Source organism: Kitasatospora sp. NPDC030952 (genome assembly GCF_055571335.1).
Genome location: NZ_JBVIFM010000015.1, coordinates 12,850 through 31,310, shown reverse-complemented (window position 1 = coordinate 31,310; position 18,461 = coordinate 12,850). Strand labels below are relative to the sequence as shown.

Below are 18,461 nucleotides of genomic sequence, written 5' to 3'. Positions count from 1 at the left end.
CCACCGGCCCCGCTCCTGACCTGCGCAGTCGCGCGGGGGAGCGGGGCCGGGGGAGGACTCGAACGAGAGGTGACGGGCGGTCAGGCGCACTCCTCCGCAGCGGCCTCGAGGTCGTGCATCCAGGCGTCCAGGCCCTGGCGCAGGATCGCGGTGGCGGCCGGGACGTCCGCGTCGACCTGCGGGCCGGTGTGGGTCTCCTCGGTGCGCACCAGGACGCCGCCGTGCGCCGGAGCGAAGGTCCACACGTGCACGCCGTCGATGTGGAGGCCCTCGGCGACGGCGGGGCCGGTCCAGCGGATGCAGCTGCCCGGCTTCAGCTGCCGGACGGTGGAGGTGATGTCCAGGCTGGGGGCGGTGGTGGCGGGGTTGGGCGGCAGCGGGGTGGTCCAGTGGAACGCCGAGCCGGCCCGCAGCGGGCCGTGGTCCAGCCGCTCGGCGCTCGCCACGGCGCTCTGCCAGGACGGCCAGTGGGCGACGTCGGTCTGCAGCCGCCAGACGGTGGACAGCGGGGCGTGGACCACCGCCTCGGTGCGGTAGCGGATCCGGGCGGAGGGGTCGACGCCCTGGCCCTGGCAGCTGAGCGGGGCACGGGGGCGGGTGGTGGCGGCCTGGGCGGGTACGGCGGCGGTGCCGAGCAGGGCGGCGGCGAGCGCGGCGGCGGACAGGGCGGTGCGGACGCGGGTGCTGCGGGTGCGGGTGCTGCGGATGCCGGACATGGCGGTCCCCTTGGGTCGACGAAGGGCCTGCGGAGGTTTCCGCTAGACGTTCCTGCGTTCGTTAGAAGTTGTAACTCCTAGGCCCGGCCGGGGTCAACAGGTTCGGTGATAGCCTCTAACCAAAACTTGAGGATGTAGCCGACGCGGCGCGGAAGGGCGGCGGACCATGGCGGAGGAGACCCCGAGGGAGCGCTACCGCGCCCAGGTGCGCGAGGAGGTCAAGCGGCACGCCCGGGAGCAGATCGCCACGGCCGGGGCCTCCGCGCTGTCCCTCAACGCCATCGCCAAGCAGATGGGCCTGAGCGGGCCCGCGCTCTACCGCTACTTCGCCGGCCGCGACGAACTGATCACCGAACTCGTCCGCGACGCCTACCGCAGCCTCGCCGACACCCTGAAGGTGGGCGCCGAGGGCGGCGCCGACCTGCGGGCCCTGGCCCACGCCCTGCGCCTGTGGGCCCTCGCCGACCCCCAGCGCTACTTCCTGATCTACGGCACCCCCGTCCCCGGCTACCACGCCCCCGAGGACACCACCGCGATCTCCGGCGAGATCATGACGGTCCTGCTGGACGCCTGCGCCGCCCACCTCGCCGCTCAGGAGCCGCCCGCCGTCCTCGAACCCGCCACCGGGCCCACCGCGCTCGAAGCCCACCTGGCCGGCCACCGCGACTGGACCCTCGGCCACCCCGCCCCGCCCGAGGCCCTGCACCGCTTCCTGAGCCTGTGGACCCGCCTGCACGGCGTGCTGTCCCTGGAGCTGGCCGGCCACTTCACCGGGATGGGCTTCGACCCCGCCCTGCTCTACACCGCCGAACTCGACGACCTGCTCGCCCCGCGCGCCTGACGGAGGTTCACAGCAGCTCCGCCCGGGCCGCCTGGATGCCCGCCTGGAACCGGGTCCGGGCGCCGAAGCGGTCCATCAGCTCCCGCACCCAGCGCTGCACCGTACGGGTCGACACCCCCAGCTGCCGGGCGATCGACTCGTCGGTGAGCCCGGCGGCCAGCAGCGTCAGCAGCTGCCGGTGCCGGTCCTCCGGCGGCTCCTCGGACAGCTCGGGCAGCCGCATCGCGTGCGCCCAGTACAGCTCGAACAGCCCCGCCAGCGCGTCCAGCAGGGTCGAGGGGCGGATCAGCAGCACGCTCTCCAGCTCGGTGCCCGCGCTCACCGGCAGCAGTGCCCACCGGTCGTCCAACAGGGCCAGCTTCAGCGGCACTTCGGTGTGCACCCGGGCCTGCTCCCCGGCCGCCGTGAAGGTCCGGATCTCCGCCAGCCGCTCCGGATCGCGCAGCACCCGGCTGTGGTACACCACCCGGGTCGCCACGCCCCGCCCCAGCAGCGCCAGTTCGGTCTGCGGATCGGAGCGCCGTACGTACGGCGGCCGGTCCAGCACCCGCACCCGCTCGCGCACCCCCAGTTGCAGGGTGCGCCACAGGTCGGCGATCGAGCGGCGCCCGCTGATCACCTCCACCGGCCCGGTCGCCTCCGCGTCCGGGCGGCCCTGCCGGTAGGCGCGCATCAACTCGCCGATCCGGCCCCGGGCGCGCCGCAGCTCCACCTCGCGCCGCAGCAGCAACTCCTCCAGCGCCACGTCCGGCGGCACCGCCGCCCAGGCCCCCGCCGCGCACGCCTCCACCAGCCCCAGTTCGGCCAGCACCGCCAGCGTGGCCACCACGATGGACGCCCGCAGGTTCAACTGCGCCGCCAGCCACTGCGGTTCGGCGGCCGGCAGGCCCAGCAACCGCAGGTAGAGCTGCTCCTCCAGCGCGCCGAGGCCGAGTCCGGCGAGCATGCCCGTCCCCGGCACGACACCCTCCTCGCGTCCTGCACCGCCAGCGGATCAGAGCGACTGTGCGCCACCCGGTGGCCTAAATCAAGAGGTTGACCGCTTGACATGTTTACGCCATGTCGGGTTCCGGTCCCCACGGCTCCCTTCCCGGCCCCGCCGCGGCGCCACCAAGCTGGGCGGCACCCCCACAACGTCCAGTCAAGGAGCCCTCCATGGCCCTTTCCCGCGTCGGCCGCCTCGCGCTCGCCGCCCTGCTGGCCCTGCCGGCCGCCGGCCTCGCCGCCCCCGCGGCCAGCGCCGCCCCCACCCACGCCGGCCACGCCCACGGCGCCCACCGCTACGGCCACGGCGCCCGCTACGACGGCGGCGTCTGGGGCGGTTACGTCGCCCAGGGCAACGGCTTCCAGAGTGTCTCCGGCTCCTGGACCATGCCCACCGTCCAGTGCAACTCCTCCAACGACCTGTTCGCCCCCTGGGTCGGCATCGACGGCTACGGCTCGCAGACCGTCGAGCAGACCGGCGTCCAGGTCGACTGCTCCAGCGGCTCCCCGGTCTACTCCGCCTGGTACGAGATGTACCCGGCCCCGCCCCAGTACTTCAACGACCCGGTGGACGCCGGCGACAGCTTCACCGCCTCCGTCGTCAACAGCGGCGGCTCCGACTACACCCTGCAGATCACCGACACCACCAAGGGCTGGAGCGAGAACACCACCCAGCAGCTCGACGGACAGAACGTCAGCGCCGAGGCCGTCATAGAGTCCCCGAGCCAGAGCTACCCGTCCTTCGACCGCCTGGACTTCTCCGGCGTCACCGTCAACGGCCAGGTCTTCGACAGCTACTCCCCGCAGGCCATCAACAGCGGGCAGTACACCGAGACTTCGCTCAGCAACGGCGCCTTCGCCATCGTCCCCGCCTGATCCGGCTCCGCCCGGCCCGGCGTGAGCTCCGCCCGGCCTGGCGTGAGCACCGCCCGGACGTGAACGCCGCCCGCCCCGGCCCGTACCCGCTACGGACCGGGGCGGGCGCGCCGGGGTCAGCGCAGGCCGGCGAAGAGGTCCTGCTCCGGCAGGGCCGCGCCGGTGGTGTCGCGGACCCGGACGAAGGTCTCGGTGCCCATCAGCTCGGTGAAGCGCTCCTTGCCCATCCGCAGGAAGAAGATGTTCTCGCCCTGGCTGGCGTGGGCGGCCAGCGCGTCGTACTTCTGGCCGCCCCAGGCGCGGGTGTCCACCCAGGTGGTGACCTCCTCGTCCGGCAGCCCGATCGGGGGCAGCTCGGGGGCCGGGGCGCTCTCGCCGTCGGGCTGCGCGGGCGCGTCCCAGTCGGTGCCGAACTCCCGCATGGCCTCGCCGAAGCGCTTCATCGCCGAGTGCGGCGCGGTGGTCCAGTACACCTTGGCGGCCAGGTCGGGGGCCAGCTCCAGGGCGGCCATGGTGATGCGGTTGGCCTGGATGTGGTCGGGGTGGCCGTAGAAGCCGTTCTCGTCGTAGGTGACGACGACGTCCGGCCGGTAGTGGTGCAGCAGTTCGGCCAGGCGGGCGGCGCCGTCGGCGACGGGGGTGCTCCAGAACGAGCCGGGGGCGTCGTTGGCGGCCCAGCCCATCATCCCGGAGTCGCCGTAGTCGAGCGTTTCGAGGTGGTCGACGCCCAGGACCCGGCAGCTGGCCTCCAGCTCCTTGCGGCGCAGGGCGGCCACCGCGGCCGGGTCGTGCCCGTCCTCGCCGGGCTTGGCACCGCCGGGGCCGTCGCCGCAGGCCCCGTCGGTGCAGGTGACCAGGACGGTGCGGATGCCCTCGGCGGCGTAGCGGGCGAGGACGCCGCCGGTGCCGGTGGCCTCGTCGTCGGGGTGGGCGTGCACTGCCATCAACGTCAGGGGCCGGTCGGCCATGGTTCAGTCCTCGGTTCGCTCGGGTGTCCGCACCCAGTGTGCCTGGCGGGTGTGACACCCGGCCGTCGACCCCCGGCGGCCCCGCCCTGGGCCCCCGTTCACGGCGGGCGCCGACCGCCCCGCCGACCGCACCGCCGACCGCACCTGGACGAACTCGGCTTCGACAGCTCCAACCGCGCCCGGCCGGGCATCTGGGACCGCAACGGCCTGGCCAACCAGAAGTGGGTCCTCACCCCCCGAGGCCCTCCCCGTTACGGCGCCGGCCCCGTCCCCCGTACGGGACCGGCACCCGCACCCGCCCGGGTAGCCCGCACCACCCGAACGGGTATCCGCCCGGGCCCACCTGAGTACCCGTACTCAGGTGGGCCCGGGCTCGTCCGCCCCAGCATGGGGCCATGCACCCAGCAGCGACCCCGAGGATCGGCATCACCGCCGTCGGCTCCCACCTGCCCGCCCGCCGGCTCACCTCCCGACAGCTCCAGGACGAGATCACCGCCGGCACCGGACTCGCCCTGCCCGAACGGATGCTGGAGAAGGCCACCGGCATCCGCACCCGCCACTTCGCCGCCGACGACGAGTACGCCTCCACCCTCGCCACCGCCGCCGCCCGCCGCGCCCTGGCCTCCGGCGGCCTGCACCCCCACGACGTCGACCTGCTGCTGTACGCCTCCGCCACCCGGGACATCTGCGAACCCGCCACCGCCCACATCGTCCAGGCCGAACTCGGCACCCGCGCCCACGCCCTGGACGTCAGCAACGCCTGCAACAGCTTCCTCAACGGGATCGACCTGGCCCGCGCCATGATCCTGGCCGGCCGCGCCCGCCGCGCCCTGGTCGTCACCGGCGAGACCCCCAGCCGCGCCATGCGCCGCGACCCCGCCGACGCCGCCGCCCTGCGCGAGGGCTTCGCCGGCTACACCTTCGGCGACGCCGGCGCCGCCGTCGTCGTCGAACCGGTCGAGCGCGGCGGCATCCTCGACATCGCCGCCGTCACCGCCTCCGAACACTGGCAGGCCGGCGGCATCCCCGGCGGCGGCTCACGCCACCCGCGCGGCGACGAGTACAGCTACTTCCGCGGCGGCGGCAAGGAGTTGCGCGGCGTCTTCGAACAGATCGGCCCCGCCGCGCTGGCCGCCGTCGCCGAACGCACCGGCCTCGGCTGGGACGACTACGCCCGGGTGCTGGTCCACCAGGTGACCGTCCCCTACCTGGAGCGCTTCGTCGAACTCACCGGCGCGCCCGCCGACCGCCTGGTCCTCACCGTGCCCGAACTCGGCAACATCGCCAGCGCCACCCTCGGCGTCCAACTCGACCGAATACGACCGCAGTTGGCGCCGGGGGAGCGGGTGCTGCTGATCGGCCTGGGCGGCGGCGTCAGCCTGATGACCATGGTCTGGGAGGCCTCGTGAACCAGTTGTGGGTGATCATCCCCGCCTACCAGGAGGAAGCCCGCATCGGCGGCGCCCTGCGCGCCCTCGCCGCCCAACGCGACCGCGACTTCACCCTCCTGGTCGCCGACAACGGCTCCACCGACGCCACCCTCGCCACCGTCCGCGCCTTCGCCGACCACGCCCCCTTCCCGGTCCACGTCCTGGTCGAACCCGAGAAGGGCGTCGGCAGCGCCGTCGACACCGCCTTCCGCCACGCCATCGCCCACGGCGCCACCCTGCTCGCCCGCACCGACGCCGACTGCCTGCCCGAACCCGGCTGGACCGCCGCCGCCCGCGCCGCCCTGCTCGCCGGACACGCACTGGTCTGCGGCCGCGTCACCGCCCGCCGCGACGAACACGGACCCGCCGGACGCGCCGTCTTCCGCGCCCTGGTCGCCCTCGGCGCCCTCTTCGGCCGCATCCGCCCCGCCCACCACCGCCGCCACGGCTACCTCACCCCCTACCGGATGCACGCCGGCAACAACATGGCCATCACCGCCGAGCTCTACCAGGCCGTCGGCGGCATGCCCCGCCGCCCCTCACCCACCGACCGGGCCTTCCTCAACCAGGTCCGCCGCCACACCACCGCCATCGTCAGCCGCCGCGACATGGTCGTGCAGAACTCCACCCGCCGCATCCGCGCCTACGGCGTCCTCGGCACCGCCCGCTGGTACCTCGAACGCGGCGCCGGCCCCCGCCCCGCCGACGTCCGCTGAACCCGCCGACATCCGCTGACCCGCCGACGTCCGCTGAACCCGCCGACATCCGCTGAACCACTGACATCCGCTGACCCGCCGACGTCCGCTGACCCGCCGTGTCTCCGGAAGGGGGACCCCGCCGTGCTCGACCAGCTCACCCACGCCCTGCGCACCCACCACCCCGACCGCCCCGCCGTCCTGCAGCACACCCGCACCGGCACCACCCGCACCCGGATCCGCCGCGGCGACCTCGCCGACCTCGCCGACGGCTACGCCGCCGCCCTGCACGCCCGCCGCCTCACCCCCGGAACCACCCTCGGCCTCGCCCTGCGCCCCGGCCCCCGCGCCCTCGCCGTCCTGCTCGCCGCCCACCGCCTCGGCCTGCGCGCCGCCGTCCTCGACCCCACCGCCGGCCCCGACGTCCTCGCCGCCCACCTCACCCTCGCCGCCCCCGGCCTCATCCTCGCCGACGCCGCCGCCCAGGCCGCCGCCGGCTGGGCCGCACCCCTGGCCCGCCGCGCCGACCTGCACCTGCCCCGCCTACGCACCCTCGGCCCGGTCGCCACCCTCGGCCGCCGCCTGCCCGGCTGCGCACCCCGCCTGCGCCCCGCCACCACCCCCGTACCGCCCCGCCCCCACGACCCCGACGCCGACGCCGTCATCGTCTTCACCTCCGGCACCACCGCCCGCCCCCGCGCCGTCGTCCACACCCACGCCAGCCTCACCGCCGGCCTGCACACCGTCGCCGACCTCGTCCGGCCCCGGCCCGCCGCCACCGTCCTCGGCGGCACCTTCTTCGTCCTCGCCCCCGCCCTCGCCGCCGGCGCCACCGTCGCCCTGCCCGCCCGCACCCCCACCGCCCTCGCCCGCCAACTCACCCGCCTGACCCCCGCCCACACCTACCTCACCCCACCCCAGCTGCGCGCCGCCCTCACCGCCGGCGCCCGCCTCACCGGCACCCTGTGGACCGGCTCCGCCCCCGCCGACGCCGCCCTGCTGCGCCGCGCCAAAGCGGCCGGCGCCGACCAGGCCTGGAGCGTCTACGCCCTCACCGAACTCTTCCCCGCCGCCGCCGTCGAGGAGCACGACAAGAGCGCCCACACCGGCGACGGCGACCTCGTCGGCCACCCCCTGCCCGGCATCCGCACCCACCTCGCCGACGACGGCGAACTTCACCTCACCGGCCCCGGCGCCCGCCACCGCTACCTCGGCCAGGAACCCGACCCCTGGATCCGCACCGGCGACCGCGCCACCCTCACCCCCGACGGCCGGATCGTCCTGGCCGGCCGCCTCAAGGACATGGTGCTGCGCGGCGCCCGCAACATCTACCCCGGCCTGTACGAACCCGCCCTGCACATCCCCGGCGTCGAACTCGCCCTGCTCGTCGGCGTCCCCGACGGCCACGGCGACGAACGGCTCGTCGCCCTCGTCCAACCCGCCCCCGGCACCGACCCGCGGCACCTGCGCACCCGACTGGCCGTCCCGCTGGAGCGGATGGGCGCCGCCCGCCCCGACGCCGTCCTGTTCGGCACCGTCCCGCTCGCCGGCCGCTCCCGCAAACCCGACCGGGCCGCCGCATCCGCCCACTGCGCCCGGGAGTTGACCCGATGAGCACCCCTGTTCCGCCCCTCGCCTGCGACCTCACCGCCTCCCTCACCGCCTCCCTCGCCTCCTCCCGCCGGGCCCGGCGCCGCGACCGCACCGTCTACCTGCGCAGCCACCCCCTCCTGTTCACCCTGCTCTGCGCCACCCGCCACCGCCCCGTCCTACGCCTGGGCCGCACCCTGCTGGTCCACCACCCCGACGCCTACCGCGAAGCCCTCACCCGCGTCCCCCTGCACCGCACCGCACCCGGCACCACCGGCGCCGCCGCCTCCCAACTCGCAGGACCAGGACTGCTGTTCGACCAGGACGGCGACGACCACCGCACCGCCCGCCGCGCCCTCGCCACCGACCTGGGCACCACCGCCCTGCACCGGCTGCGCCCGCTCTGGCAGGCCGTCCTCGCCGAACGCGTCGCCGCGCTGGCCGACGGCACCCTCGAACTCGTCGACCTCGCCGCCGAGTTGGCCGGCACCACCGCCGCCGCCCTGACCGGATGCGACGCCCAGCCCCGCCAACTCGCCCACACCGCACGACAAGCCGCCGCCCACGCCGCCCGCGACCACCTGCCCGGCCCCCGCCGACGCCACCCCCGTACGGCCGCCGACGCCGCCGCCCGCCTCACCGCCCTGCTGCCCGACCCCCAGGCCGCCATGCTCGCCGTCGCCGCCGTCAACACCACCGTCGCCGCCCTGCCCAGGGCCGTCGCCTGGTGCGCCGACACCCGCCTGTGGCCCGCCGTCGACGAGACCACCGCACCCGCCCTCGCCGCCGAACTCCTGCGCCTGACCGCCCCCTCACCCTTGCTGCCCAGGGCCGCCGCCGCCGACGCCACCCTCGCCGGACACCCCGTCCGGGCCGGCGACCGGCTCATCCTCCTCGCCCGCCACGCCGCCCGCGCCCACCACCGCACCCCACCCGCCGACCCGGCCGCCACCCAGGCCGTCTTCGGCGCCGGCCCCCACGGCTGCCCCGGCGCCGCCCTCGCCCGCGCCCAACTCGCCGACACCCTCCTCGCGTTGGCCCCCCACCAGCCCCGCGTCCAGCGCTCCCGCGCCGACCGCCACGCCGCCCTGCCCGGCTACGCCGAACTCACCGTCCGCCGAGGAACCCCCTGACCATGCGCATCGCCATCACCGGCGCCACCGGCTTCTGCGGCGCCCACCTCGCCCGCGCCGCAGCCCACGTCGGCCTCGACGTCACCTGCCACGGCCGCCGCCCCGGCCCCACCGGCCGCCACCTCCGCTGGGACGCCACCGAGATCGACCCCGACTTCACCGGCGCCGACGTCATCGTCCACTGCGCCGCCGCCGTCACCGACCTGCCACCCGGCCACCCCGACGAATCCCACCAGCACGCCGTCAACGTCACCGGCACCCAGCGCGTCCTGCGCGCCGCCGCCGGCCGCCCCCTGGTCCACGTCAGCAGCGCCAGCGTCTACGACCCGCGCACCACCACCACACCCCTGACCGAGGACCACCCCACCGCCGGCGGCCACCTCAACGCCTACGGCCGCACCAAAGCCGCCGCCGAACGCCACGCCCTCGCCGCCGGCGCCGTCGTGCTGCGCCCCCGCGCCGTCTACGGCCCCGGCGACCCCCACCTGCTGCCACCCCTGCTCGCCCGCGCCCGCCACGGCCTGCTGCCCCTGCCCGGCCCCGACATCCCGCTCAGCCTCACCGCCGTCGCCAACCTCACCGACGCCTGCCTCGCCGCCCTCGGCCTCACCGGCACCCCGCCCTGGCCCCCCGGCGCCTACAACATCGCCGACCCCACCCCCTACCGCCGCGACACCGCCCTGCGCCACGTCCTCACCACCCACCACCGCCCCGCCCGCATCCTCCACCTCCCCACCCCCCTCGTCCGCCTCGCCGCCCGCACCACCCTCCTGCCCGGCCTCACCCCCTACACCGTCGACCTGCTCACCCGAGGCGTCGTCCTCGACCTCGCCCGGGCCCGCGCCCAGGGCTGGCACCCGCGTCACACCCTCGCCGACTACCGGCCCTGACCCCCGCCCTGACCCCCCGTCCGGCCCGATTGGCCCACAGATCCGGCGGTCAATTGGATACCCCGCTGGGGCATCGGACCTGGCTAGGGTCGGGGCACACGCTGCGCCGCCAGAACGGGCGCACGCCAACGGGAGGGTTATCCATGCGCAAGATCATCATCGGGCTGGCCGCCACCGGCCTGCTGCTCGCAGGCACGGTCGCCACCGCCGGCACCGCCAACGCCGCGGGCACCCGCTGCGGCGACTGGAGCACCAGCGAGCCGCTGCTCAAGTACGGCGCCACCGGCGACGCCGTCAAGGAGCTCCAGTGCGAGCTCAACTACTCGCTCAACCCCGACACCCACGGCAAGCTCACCATCGACGGGGTCTTCGGCAACGACACCCTGGGTCGCGTCCGCACCTTCCAGGCCTGTCTGGGCTACCTCCAGGTCGACGGCTATGTCGGCCCGGCGACCTGGGGCGCACTGGACTGGTGGAGCTCCAAGGACATCTACCCCAACTGCTGAGGCCGGTGGCTAGGCCCTGTCCGGCCTAGCCGGTAGAAACCGCGACGGGGGCAGGGCATCCGGATGCCCTGCCCCCGTCAGGGCTGCGGCGGCCGGCCGCCGCCGGCCCAGTACAGCGCGGTGTCGACGTCCCGGGCCGTCCAGCCCTGCGCCCGCGCCCCGCCGTGCCGCAGCAGGTCGTCCAGGAGCCGCAGGTACCGCCCGTACCGCCCCGGCGCGGAGGTCAGGGTGAGCCCGAGGGCGTCCAGCGCGCTCTGGACGCGGCGGTCGTAGACCGCCATCCGGTCGGGCGCCGCCGCCGTCAGCACGGCCGAGGCGAGCGCGTCCCCGGTCCCGAAACCGGGCAGGTCCGCGAGAACGCGACGCCCCGCCCGGGCCGCCTCACCGCGCGGGGCGGCGGTGTCGCGGACGGCCGTGACGGCCCGCCCGGTGACGGCCCGCACCAGGCCGTCGGGCAGGCCCATCAACTCCGCCACCCACCGGGTCCGCGCGGTCAGCCGCTTCCAGACCGCCAGCGCCGCGATATCGGCCTTCCCGAGACTGCCGCTGCACCGCACCCGCAACGCGACCTCGTCGAAGACCTCGTCGTAGTGCGGCGAGACCCCGGCCAGGTAACCGGCCCGGGCGGGGACCAGCACGTCCCACACCCGATCACCCAGGGCGCCGAACTCCCCGACGCCCGCTGGCTCCAACGTCCTTCCCATCCCCTTTTCCATTCCCTTTCCCATCCCCGCATCATGCCCGCGCCCGGTGCGCCGGGGGCCGGAACCTGGCAGGCTACGGCGACAGGCCGACCCGACAGGAGAGAGCCCGCCGTGCTGATCGCCGCCTTCGACTCCTACGGCCGGGCCGCCGAGTTCGACCCGGCGACCGGACGGCTCGGCCCCGAGCGGGCCGTCGACGCCGGGCAGGCGACCCACGGCCACTACGGCCGACTGGCCGGCACCGGTGTGGTGTTCTACCGCGGCCCGGACGGGCTGCGGATCCGGGTGGGGGAGCACGACGTCGACGCCTCCACCACCGCCCGGCACCGGATCGCCGAGCCGGAGTGCGTCCTGACCATCGGCCAGGTCGTCGAACCGCGCTACCCGGTGCCGCCGCAGTGGTACGGCCTGGCGGACGACCTGACCCCGTTCGTCGAGGCCGAGGACTTCGACCTCGGCCTCTTCGTCGCCGACGTCCTGGCCGACCCGGCCCGGGGGGCACGCAGCTACCACTGACACCCCCTCCGGCCCCTGGTCAGCAGCGCCTGCCCCGCCCCGCCCGCGGCTCCGCCCCCGCCGCCCCCGCCGCTCCCGGCAGGGCCCGTAGGGCCGTCAGCGCGGCGAGGGCGGCCGACTCGCCCTCGCCGTACTGGTGCGCCCGCGCCGCCCGCAGGGCCGCGTCGAGGTGGTGGGTGGCCTCGGCGGGGTGGCCGGTGGCGGCCAGCGCCCGGCCGTAGAGGGTCTGCAGCACGATGCGGCGGGCGGCGGGGAAGGGGGGTTCGGCGAGGGCGAGGCCGCGGGCGGCGTGGTGGGCGGCCCGTTCGGGGTCGCCGCCGCTCAGGCAGGTGTCGGCGAGGTGCTGGTGGGCGAGGGCGACGAGGTCGGGGCGGCCGGCCTGTTCGGCGAGGGCGAGGGCGCGGCCCAGCAGGTCGCGGACCCTCGGGGCGTCGTCGTGGCGGGTGAGGGCGACGGCCAGGTTGACCAGGGCGACGGCCTGGGCGCTGCGGTCGCCGGCCAGGGCGGCGAGGCCGGGGGCCCGTTCGAGGTGGACGAGGGCCTCCTGGGGGCGGCCTTCCTCCAGCAGCACCCAGCCGAGCAGGGCCCGGGCCCGGGACTGGGCGCCGGGGTCGAGGTCGGCCTCGGCGGCGGCCAGCCCGTGTTCGAGCAGCGGCACCCAGCCGTCCCGGACCTGCCACACGATCAGCGGCCACTGCAGCAGGACCAGGCGCCAGGCCCGGTCGTGCAGTCCGGCGGCGACCGCGGCCAGGGCGGCGCCGCGCAGGGTGTCGCGTTCGGCGGCGTACCAGCCGAGGGCGCTCTCCCGGTCGGGGAAGGGGCGGACGTCGACGGGCCGCCGGGCCCCGGCCGGCAGGTCGCAGCAGGGCTCGCTGCCGGGTTCGGCGGCGGCGCTCGCGGCGAGCAGGGTGTGCAGCAGGTGGTCGAGGAGGCGGGGGAGGGCGTCGGTGTCGTCCTCGCCGGGCAGGGCGCGCAGGCTGCGGGCGTAGAGGCGGACGAGGTCGTGCAGGGTGTAGGCGTCGCGGCCGATCTCGACGACCAGGTGGGCGGTGGCCAGTTGCCCCAACGCCCCTGCGGCCTGCGGGAGTTCGCAGCCGGCGAGGGCGGCGGCGGTGCGGCTGTCCAGGGTGGTGCCGGTGTGGGTGCCCAGGCGCTGGAGCATCCGGCGGGCCGGGGCGGACAGGTGCTGGACGGTCAGGGCCAGGGCGGCGGCGACGCTGGTGTCCTCCACCTCCAGAAGCCCCAACCGGCCCTGTTCGTCGGCGAGTTCCTCGGCGAGGGCGGCAAGTCCCCGGTGCGGGCAGGTGGCGATGCGGGCGGCGGCCAGGCGCAGGGCGAGCGGCAGTCCGTCGCACAGCCGGGCGAGCCGGGCGGCGGCCTCGGGTTCGGCGCCGACCAGGTCGGGGCCCAGGTCGGGGCCCAGGGTGGTGGCGAGCAGGGTGACGGACTGCGGGTCGGAGAGTTCGGCGAGCGGTACGGGCCGGGCGGCGTCGGTGGCCACCAGCCCGCCGAGCCGGTCGCGGCTGGTGACCAGGGTGACGCAGCCGTCCCCGTCGGGCAGCAGCGGGCGGACCTGTTCGGAGCGGCGGGCGTTGTCGAGCACGATCAGCATCCGGCGTCCGGCGGTCAGTTCCCGGTAGCGGGCGGCCAGGGCCTCGGGGGCGGCGGGCATCTGCTCGGCGGGCAGGCCGAGGGCGAGCAGCAGTTCGCGCAGCACCGCGCCGGTGGCCCGTTCGGGCAGCGGGCTGTGCCCGCACAGGTCGACGAACAGCCGTCCGTCGGGGAAGTCGGCCTGGCGCCGGTGGGCCCAGTGCACGGCGAGGGCGGTCTTGCCGACCCCGGCCCCGCCGGTGACGACGGCGATGGCGCCGGGGGAGCGGGCGGCCCGGTCGAGCGTGGCCAGTTCGTCCTCGCGCCCGGAGAACCCGCGGGGCCGCCGCGGGAAGGGCCACGGCGCGGGCACGGGGGGTACGGCCGGCGAAGCAGGCGAAGCAGGGGCGGCCGGAGCAGCGGGAGCGGTGGGCGAAGCGGGAGCGGCGGACGAAGCGGCCACGGGCGCCCCGTTGCGGCGCAGCAGCGCCTCGTACGCCTCGGAGAGTTCGGCCCCGGGGTCGATCCCCAGCTGCTCGGCCAGTGTGCGGCGGGTGCGGTGGTACCACTCCAGGGCCTCCGAGCGCCGCCCGGCCCGGCCGAGCGCGGCCATCAGCGCGGCGACCAGCGGTTCCCGCAGCGGGTGGAGCGCGGCCTCGGTGGCCAGGATGCCGGCGGCCGCGCCGTGGTCGCCGAGCCGGCCGTGGGCGCGGGCGAGTTCCTCCACGGCCGTCAGCCGCAGTTCCTCCAGGGCCTGGGCGGCGCACTGGAGCGGCAGGCTGGGCGCCGTCCCGGCGAGCGCGGGCCCGCGCCACAGCGCGAGCGCCGCCCGCAGGGCCGTCACCGCGGTGTCGGCCTCCCGGGTCGCGCGGGCCGTTCGGACGAGCCGTTCGAAGCGCTGGGTGTCCACCGCGGCCTCGGGGACCCGCAGCAGGTAGCCGCCGCTTCCGTCGGTGGCCAGTTCGACGCCGGCGGCGGGGGCCCGGTGGGCGGCGAGCACGGCGCGCAGGCCGGAGACGTGGTTGTGGATGACGGTGCGGGCGTGCCGGGGCGGCTCCTCCTCCCAGAGGGCCTCGGTCAGCCGGCCGACGCCGACGGGGGCGCCGGGGTTGAGCAGCAGCATCGCCAGCAGGCTGCGGCGCTTGGGGGAGCCGAGGGCGAGCTCCTGCCCATCCGCGGCCACCGCGGCCACCGAGCCCAACAACCGGAAGTCCACCCGTTCCCCCACCCTGACCAGCAAATATGACAAGCATATGACAGTAGGCGACCTTGCCGTGACACACCGTTCGCCCCACCGGCCCGGCCACCGCCCGGAGCCCCCTGGACGGATCACCACCCGACCGGATCCAATACCACCTCCGGGCCCACCGGCCTCCGGACACCACGGGAAGGAGACCGATGCTGACCGACACCTCGACCGACGCGGGCCGAGCCGTCCTGCTCCACGACCGCTACCCCACCCTCGACGAACTCGCCGACACCGCCCACCGGTTGGCCGCCCGCCACCCCGGACGCTGCCGGGTGCGCACCCTCGGCACCTCCCGCGCCGGCCGCCCCCTGCTGCTCCTCACCATCGGCCCCGACGGCCCCACCGACAACACCAACAACACCGCCGACAACGTGCTGGTCGTCTCCGGCGCCCACGCCGACGAGTTCTCCGGCCGCGCCGGCCTCCTCGAACTCGCCCACCGGGCCCTGGCCCACCCCGCCCGGCACCCCTCGACCACCTGGCACCTCCTGCTCTGCCTCGACCCCGACGGCGCCCACCTCGCCCGGAGCGCCGTGGACTCCCGCACCCTGCCCGCCTACTTCGCCGGCTACTTCCGCCCCGCCGCCGACGAACAGCCCGAATGGGCCCCGGCGATCGGCGGCCGCCTCCCGGAGAGCCGGATCCTGCTCGACCTGATCGACGAACTCCGCCCCTCGCTCCAACTCTCCCTGCACACCGCCGACGTGGGCGGCACCTTCGTCCAGGCCACCACCGACCCGGCCGCCCTCGCCGCGCCCTTCGCCCGCTCCGCCGCCGCCCTCGGCATCCCGGTCGAGACCGGCTCCTTCGACACCTACCGGCTGCCCGCCGCCGGCCCCGGCGTCTTCCTGATGGAGCCCCGGCACATCGAGTCCCAGGAGAACACCACCGGCATGCTCGCCGAGCCGGACGACGCCCCGGACGACACCCCGGCCGGCGCCCGGGCCGCCACCTGGTTCGCCCCCCGGCGCCACGGCGGCCACACCGTCGTCATCGAGGTCCCCGCCTGGACCACCGACCGCCTCGGCGACCCCGGCCCCGCCGCCGACCCCGACCCGCACCTGCGCGCCGTCGCCGACCGACTGCGCGACCGCGGCCGCCGGCTCACCGAACTGCTCCCCGCCCTCCCGCCGCGGGACACCCCGCTGCTGCGCGCCCTCCACACCCAGCTGACCGCCCTGCGCCAGCTCGCCGACGCCTGGGACCCGCGCACCGCCGAGCACCCCCTCATCCCGCCGCCCCTGCTCACCGGCGCCCACCTGGCCGGCATCGACCTGTGGGCCCACCGCATCCCGGTGCGCGCCGCCGCCCTGCTGCGCCGCGCCACCCCCGCGGCCGACCCCCGCCCCGCCGCCCTCCTGGACGCCTGGTGCGCCCAGTACCGCCGCCGCTTCCGCCCCACCTGGCTGCCCGTCACCCGCCAGGCCGCCCACCACGCCAACACCGCCGAGGCCGCCGTGACCGCCCTGCGCTGACCCCGGGGGCCGCTCAGGACTCGACGGCGCCGCGCACGGCGTCGCGCACCGCGTCGCGCGCGCCCGGACGGGCCCCGGACGGCGGCCTCCGCCCCGCCGCCGCCACCCGCACCGCCGCCGGCACCCCGTCCTCCGGGCACGCCGGGGGAGCCGGGTCGTCCTCCGACAGCATGGTGCTGCGCACCCGGTGCACATAGCGCTCGATCAGGTGGCACAGCACGCTCACCGTCGCGGCGACGTCCCGCTCCGGGACGCCGTCCAGGGCGTCGGCCAGCCCGATGATGTTGGCCTGTTTCAGCTGTTCGAGCACGGCCCGCCCGCCGGCGGTGAGCGCGACCTGGCGGGCCCGCCGGTCCAGCGCGTCCGGGGCGCGCTCGACCAGCCGCTGGCTCTCCAGGCGGTCGATCTGCCGGGTGACGTGGGAGGGCTTGACCATCAGTCGGGCGGCGAGGTCGCCCACCCGGCTGGCGCCGTCCGCCTCGGCGAGCGCGCGCAGCAGGTAGACGTCCGAGCGGGCGGCGGTGATGCCGGCCCGGGCGGTGCGGCGTTCGTGCTCCTGGGAGCGGGTCAGCAGGTAGGCCAGCGAGGCCAGTACGGCCTCCAGGTCTGCGGTGGCGGTCCGGTCGTCTGCGGAATCGTCCGCGGAATCGTCTGGGGCGTCCGACATGGGGGAACTTTAGCGAGCCGGTGCCCGCCACCGCTGCGGTGCCGACCGGTGACCGGATTTCGGACAGATTCACCGTCCACCCGGTGGCCCCTTTCGCCGACACGGACCGCGAGTTAGCGTGACAGCGAGTTAGTTGCTTTTGGCACGTAAATGCTCCGGGCCCGCACGCCCGCATGTCACCGCATGCCCGCATGCCACCGCACACCCACGTGCCGCACCGCCGCCCGCCCGTACGGCCGCACACCGTACGGCGCCGCGGACCGACCAGATCCGGCACAGCCAGCTCCGAGAGGGGAGCCCCCCATGGCCACCGCCGCACAGACCCCCCGCTTCACCCACCCCGCCGCCCGCGGCGCCTGCCCGTTCGCCCCGCCGCCGGCCTACCAGCAGGCCCAGCAGGAGGAGCCGATCAGCCGCATCTCGCTGTGGGACGGTTCCCCCAGCTGGCTGCTCACCCGCCACGAGGACATCAAGGCGGTGCTCTCCGACGCCCGCTTCAGCTCGGACTCCACCCGCGCCGGCTTCCCCTTCGTCAGCGCCGGCGCCCGCCAGCTGAACAACGGCCAGCCCACCTTCATCCGGATGGACGACCCCGAGCACGCCCGCCTGCGTCGGATGCTCACCGGCGAATTCATGATCAAGAAGGTCGAGGCGCTGCGCCCCGAGATCCAGCGCATCGCCGACGAACTGCTGGACACGATGACCGAGGGCCGCACCGAGGCCGACCTGGTCGGCGAGTTCGCCCTGCCGCTGCCCTCCCTGGTCATCTGCCTGCTGCTCGGCGTCCCCTACCAGGACCACGAGTTCTTCCAGGAGTGCAGCCGCGTCCTGCTGCGCCGCGACTCCGCCGTCGAGGACGTCATCGCCGCCCAGCAACGGCTGACCGGCTACCTGGAGGAACTCACCGAGACCAAGCGCGCCCAGCCCGACGACGGCATCCTCAGCCGCCTCGTCGAGCGCGGCGAACTCAACACCGCGGAGATCGGCGCGATGGGCCGGCTGCTGCTGGTCGCCGGGCACGAGACCACCGCCAACATGACCGCGCTCTCCGTCCTCGCCCTGCTGCGCAACCCCGCCCAGCTCGACCACCTGCGCCGCCACCCCGAGGCCGTGGCCGGCGCCGTCGAGGAACTGCTGCGCTACCTGACGATCGTGCACTCCGGCCTGACCAGGGTCGCCACCGAGGACGTCGAACTGGGCGGGGTGCGGATCCGGGCCGGCGAGGGCGTCATCTGCATGGTCAGCGCCGCCAACCGGGACACCGCGGAGTTCCCCGGCGGCGACGACCTCGACCTGACCCGCGACGCCCGCCGCCACCTGGCCTTCGGCTTCGGCGTCCACCAGTGCCTGGGCCAGCCCCTGGCCCGGCTGGAACTCCAGATCGCCCTCGCCACCGTGCTGCGCCGGCTGCCCGAACTGCGCCTGGCGGTGCCGTTCGAGGAGGTCCGCTTCCGCGGCGAGATGCTCATCTACGGCGTCCACGAGCTGCCCGTCGCCTGGTGAGCCCGGGCCCGGGGGGGGGGGGGGGGGGGGGGGGGGGGGAGGAAGGGGAAGGGGAGGGGGGGGAAGGGGGGGGAGGCGCCCCCCCCCCCCCAGCCCCACCAAGAAAAAAGGAAAAACAACCCGCCGCA

Annotated in this window: 17 protein-coding genes; 11 read left to right on the top strand and 6 right to left on the bottom strand. The window is 75.9% G+C overall.

Going from position 1 to position 18,461, the window contains the following annotated elements; genetic code table 11:
• Positions 1 to 80: 80 nt before the first annotated feature.
• The gene (locus ACZ47G_RS24630; RefSeq protein ID WP_465746008.1) at positions 81 to 716 is read right to left on the bottom strand and encodes an SRPBCC family protein; all 636 of its coding nucleotides are present in this window, start codon (positions 714 to 716) and stop codon (positions 81 to 83) included.
• Positions 717 to 882: 166 nt separating this feature from the next.
• Here ACZ47G_RS24630 and ACZ47G_RS24625 point away from each other — a divergent pair, with 166 nt between their 5' ends.
• Positions 883 to 1,557 (top strand): TetR/AcrR family transcriptional regulator, encoded by a 675-nt coding sequence (locus ACZ47G_RS24625; RefSeq protein WP_465746006.1) that lies wholly within the window; start codon positions 883 to 885, stop codon positions 1,555 to 1,557.
• Between the two features lie 7 nt (positions 1,558 to 1,564).
• Here ACZ47G_RS24625 and ACZ47G_RS24620 read toward each other — a convergent pair whose 3' ends face one another.
• Entirely contained in the window at positions 1,565 to 2,518 is a 954-nt protein-coding gene (locus ACZ47G_RS24620) for a LuxR C-terminal-related transcriptional regulator (protein ID WP_465746004.1), read from the bottom strand.
• Positions 2,519 to 2,712: 194 nt separating this feature from the next.
• Here ACZ47G_RS24620 and ACZ47G_RS24615 point away from each other — a divergent pair, with 194 nt between their 5' ends.
• Positions 2,713 to 3,417, top strand: coding sequence for a G1 family glutamic endopeptidase (locus tag ACZ47G_RS24615; protein WP_465746002.1), 705 nt, complete (start codon positions 2,713 to 2,715; stop codon positions 3,415 to 3,417).
• A gap of 116 nt (positions 3,418 to 3,533) precedes the next feature.
• Here ACZ47G_RS24615 and ACZ47G_RS24610 read toward each other — a convergent pair whose 3' ends face one another.
• Positions 3,534 to 4,385, bottom strand: coding sequence for a PIG-L family deacetylase (locus tag ACZ47G_RS24610; RefSeq protein ID WP_465746000.1), 852 nt, complete (start codon positions 4,383 to 4,385; stop codon positions 3,534 to 3,536).
• A gap of 395 nt (positions 4,386 to 4,780) precedes the next feature.
• Here ACZ47G_RS24610 and ACZ47G_RS24605 point away from each other — a divergent pair, with 395 nt between their 5' ends.
• The 6 genes from ACZ47G_RS24605 (at position 4,781) to ACZ47G_RS24580 (ending at position 10,629) form a co-directional block, all read left to right on the top strand.
• Positions 4,781 to 5,794 (top strand): 3-oxoacyl-ACP synthase III family protein, encoded by a 1,014-nt coding sequence (locus ACZ47G_RS24605; protein WP_465745998.1) that lies wholly within the window; start codon positions 4,781 to 4,783, stop codon positions 5,792 to 5,794.
• Positions 5,791 to 6,531, top strand: a complete 741-nt coding sequence (locus tag ACZ47G_RS24600; RefSeq protein ID WP_465745996.1) for a glycosyltransferase family 2 protein — start codon at positions 5,791 to 5,793, stop codon at positions 6,529 to 6,531. The genes ACZ47G_RS24605 and ACZ47G_RS24600 overlap by 4 nt, the downstream gene beginning before the upstream one ends.
• Before the next feature lie 123 nt (positions 6,532 to 6,654).
• The gene (locus ACZ47G_RS24595; protein WP_465745994.1) at positions 6,655 to 8,124 is read left to right on the top strand and encodes a class I adenylate-forming enzyme family protein; all 1,470 of its coding nucleotides are present in this window, start codon (positions 6,655 to 6,657) and stop codon (positions 8,122 to 8,124) included.
• Positions 8,121 to 9,233 (top strand): cytochrome P450 family protein, encoded by a 1,113-nt coding sequence (locus ACZ47G_RS24590; protein ID WP_465745992.1) that lies wholly within the window; start codon positions 8,121 to 8,123, stop codon positions 9,231 to 9,233. Before ACZ47G_RS24595 ends, ACZ47G_RS24590 begins: the two co-directional genes overlap by 4 nt.
• 2 nt (positions 9,234 to 9,235) lie before the next feature.
• A complete protein-coding gene (locus tag ACZ47G_RS24585) occupies positions 9,236 to 10,123 on the top strand; it encodes an NAD-dependent epimerase/dehydratase family protein (protein ID WP_465745990.1) in 888 nt (295 codons plus the stop codon).
• 143 nt (positions 10,124 to 10,266) lie between these two features.
• Positions 10,267 to 10,629 (top strand): peptidoglycan-binding domain-containing protein, encoded by a 363-nt coding sequence (locus ACZ47G_RS24580; RefSeq protein WP_465745988.1) that lies wholly within the window; start codon positions 10,267 to 10,269, stop codon positions 10,627 to 10,629.
• Between the two features lie 77 nt (positions 10,630 to 10,706).
• On the opposite strand, the gene ACZ47G_RS24575 is transcribed toward ACZ47G_RS24580, so the two are convergent.
• Positions 10,707 to 11,333, bottom strand: a complete 627-nt coding sequence (locus ACZ47G_RS24575; protein ID WP_465745986.1) for a hypothetical protein — start codon at positions 11,331 to 11,333, stop codon at positions 10,707 to 10,709.
• A gap of 111 nt (positions 11,334 to 11,444) precedes the next feature.
• Here ACZ47G_RS24575 and ACZ47G_RS24570 point away from each other — a divergent pair, with 111 nt between their 5' ends.
• A complete protein-coding gene (locus ACZ47G_RS24570) occupies positions 11,445 to 11,849 on the top strand; it encodes a hypothetical protein (protein WP_465745984.1) in 405 nt (134 codons plus the stop codon).
• Between the two features lie 19 nt (positions 11,850 to 11,868).
• On the opposite strand, the gene ACZ47G_RS24565 is transcribed toward ACZ47G_RS24570, so the two are convergent.
• Positions 11,869 to 14,679 (bottom strand): AfsR/SARP family transcriptional regulator, encoded by a 2,811-nt coding sequence (locus ACZ47G_RS24565; protein WP_465745982.1) that lies wholly within the window; start codon positions 14,677 to 14,679, stop codon positions 11,869 to 11,871.
• 158 nt (positions 14,680 to 14,837) lie between these two features.
• Between ACZ47G_RS24565 and ACZ47G_RS24560 the strand changes: the two genes are divergently transcribed.
• On the top strand, positions 14,838 to 16,163 hold the full coding sequence (locus tag ACZ47G_RS24560; RefSeq protein WP_465745980.1) for a M14 family zinc carboxypeptidase: 1,326 nt from the start codon (positions 14,838 to 14,840) through the stop codon (positions 16,161 to 16,163).
• Positions 16,164 to 16,176: 13 nt separating this feature from the next.
• On the opposite strand, the gene ACZ47G_RS24555 is transcribed toward ACZ47G_RS24560, so the two are convergent.
• The gene (locus ACZ47G_RS24555) at positions 16,177 to 16,830 is read right to left on the bottom strand and encodes a MarR family winged helix-turn-helix transcriptional regulator (RefSeq protein ID WP_465745978.1); all 654 of its coding nucleotides are present in this window, start codon (positions 16,828 to 16,830) and stop codon (positions 16,177 to 16,179) included.
• 303 nt (positions 16,831 to 17,133) lie between these two features.
• Here ACZ47G_RS24555 and ACZ47G_RS24550 point away from each other — a divergent pair, with 303 nt between their 5' ends.
• Positions 17,134 to 18,333 carry a cytochrome P450 gene (locus ACZ47G_RS24550; RefSeq protein WP_465745976.1) on the top strand — a complete coding sequence of 400 codons (1,200 nt, stop codon included), beginning with the start codon at positions 17,134 to 17,136 and terminating at the stop codon, positions 18,331 to 18,333.
• Positions 18,334 to 18,461 lie beyond the last annotated feature (128 nt).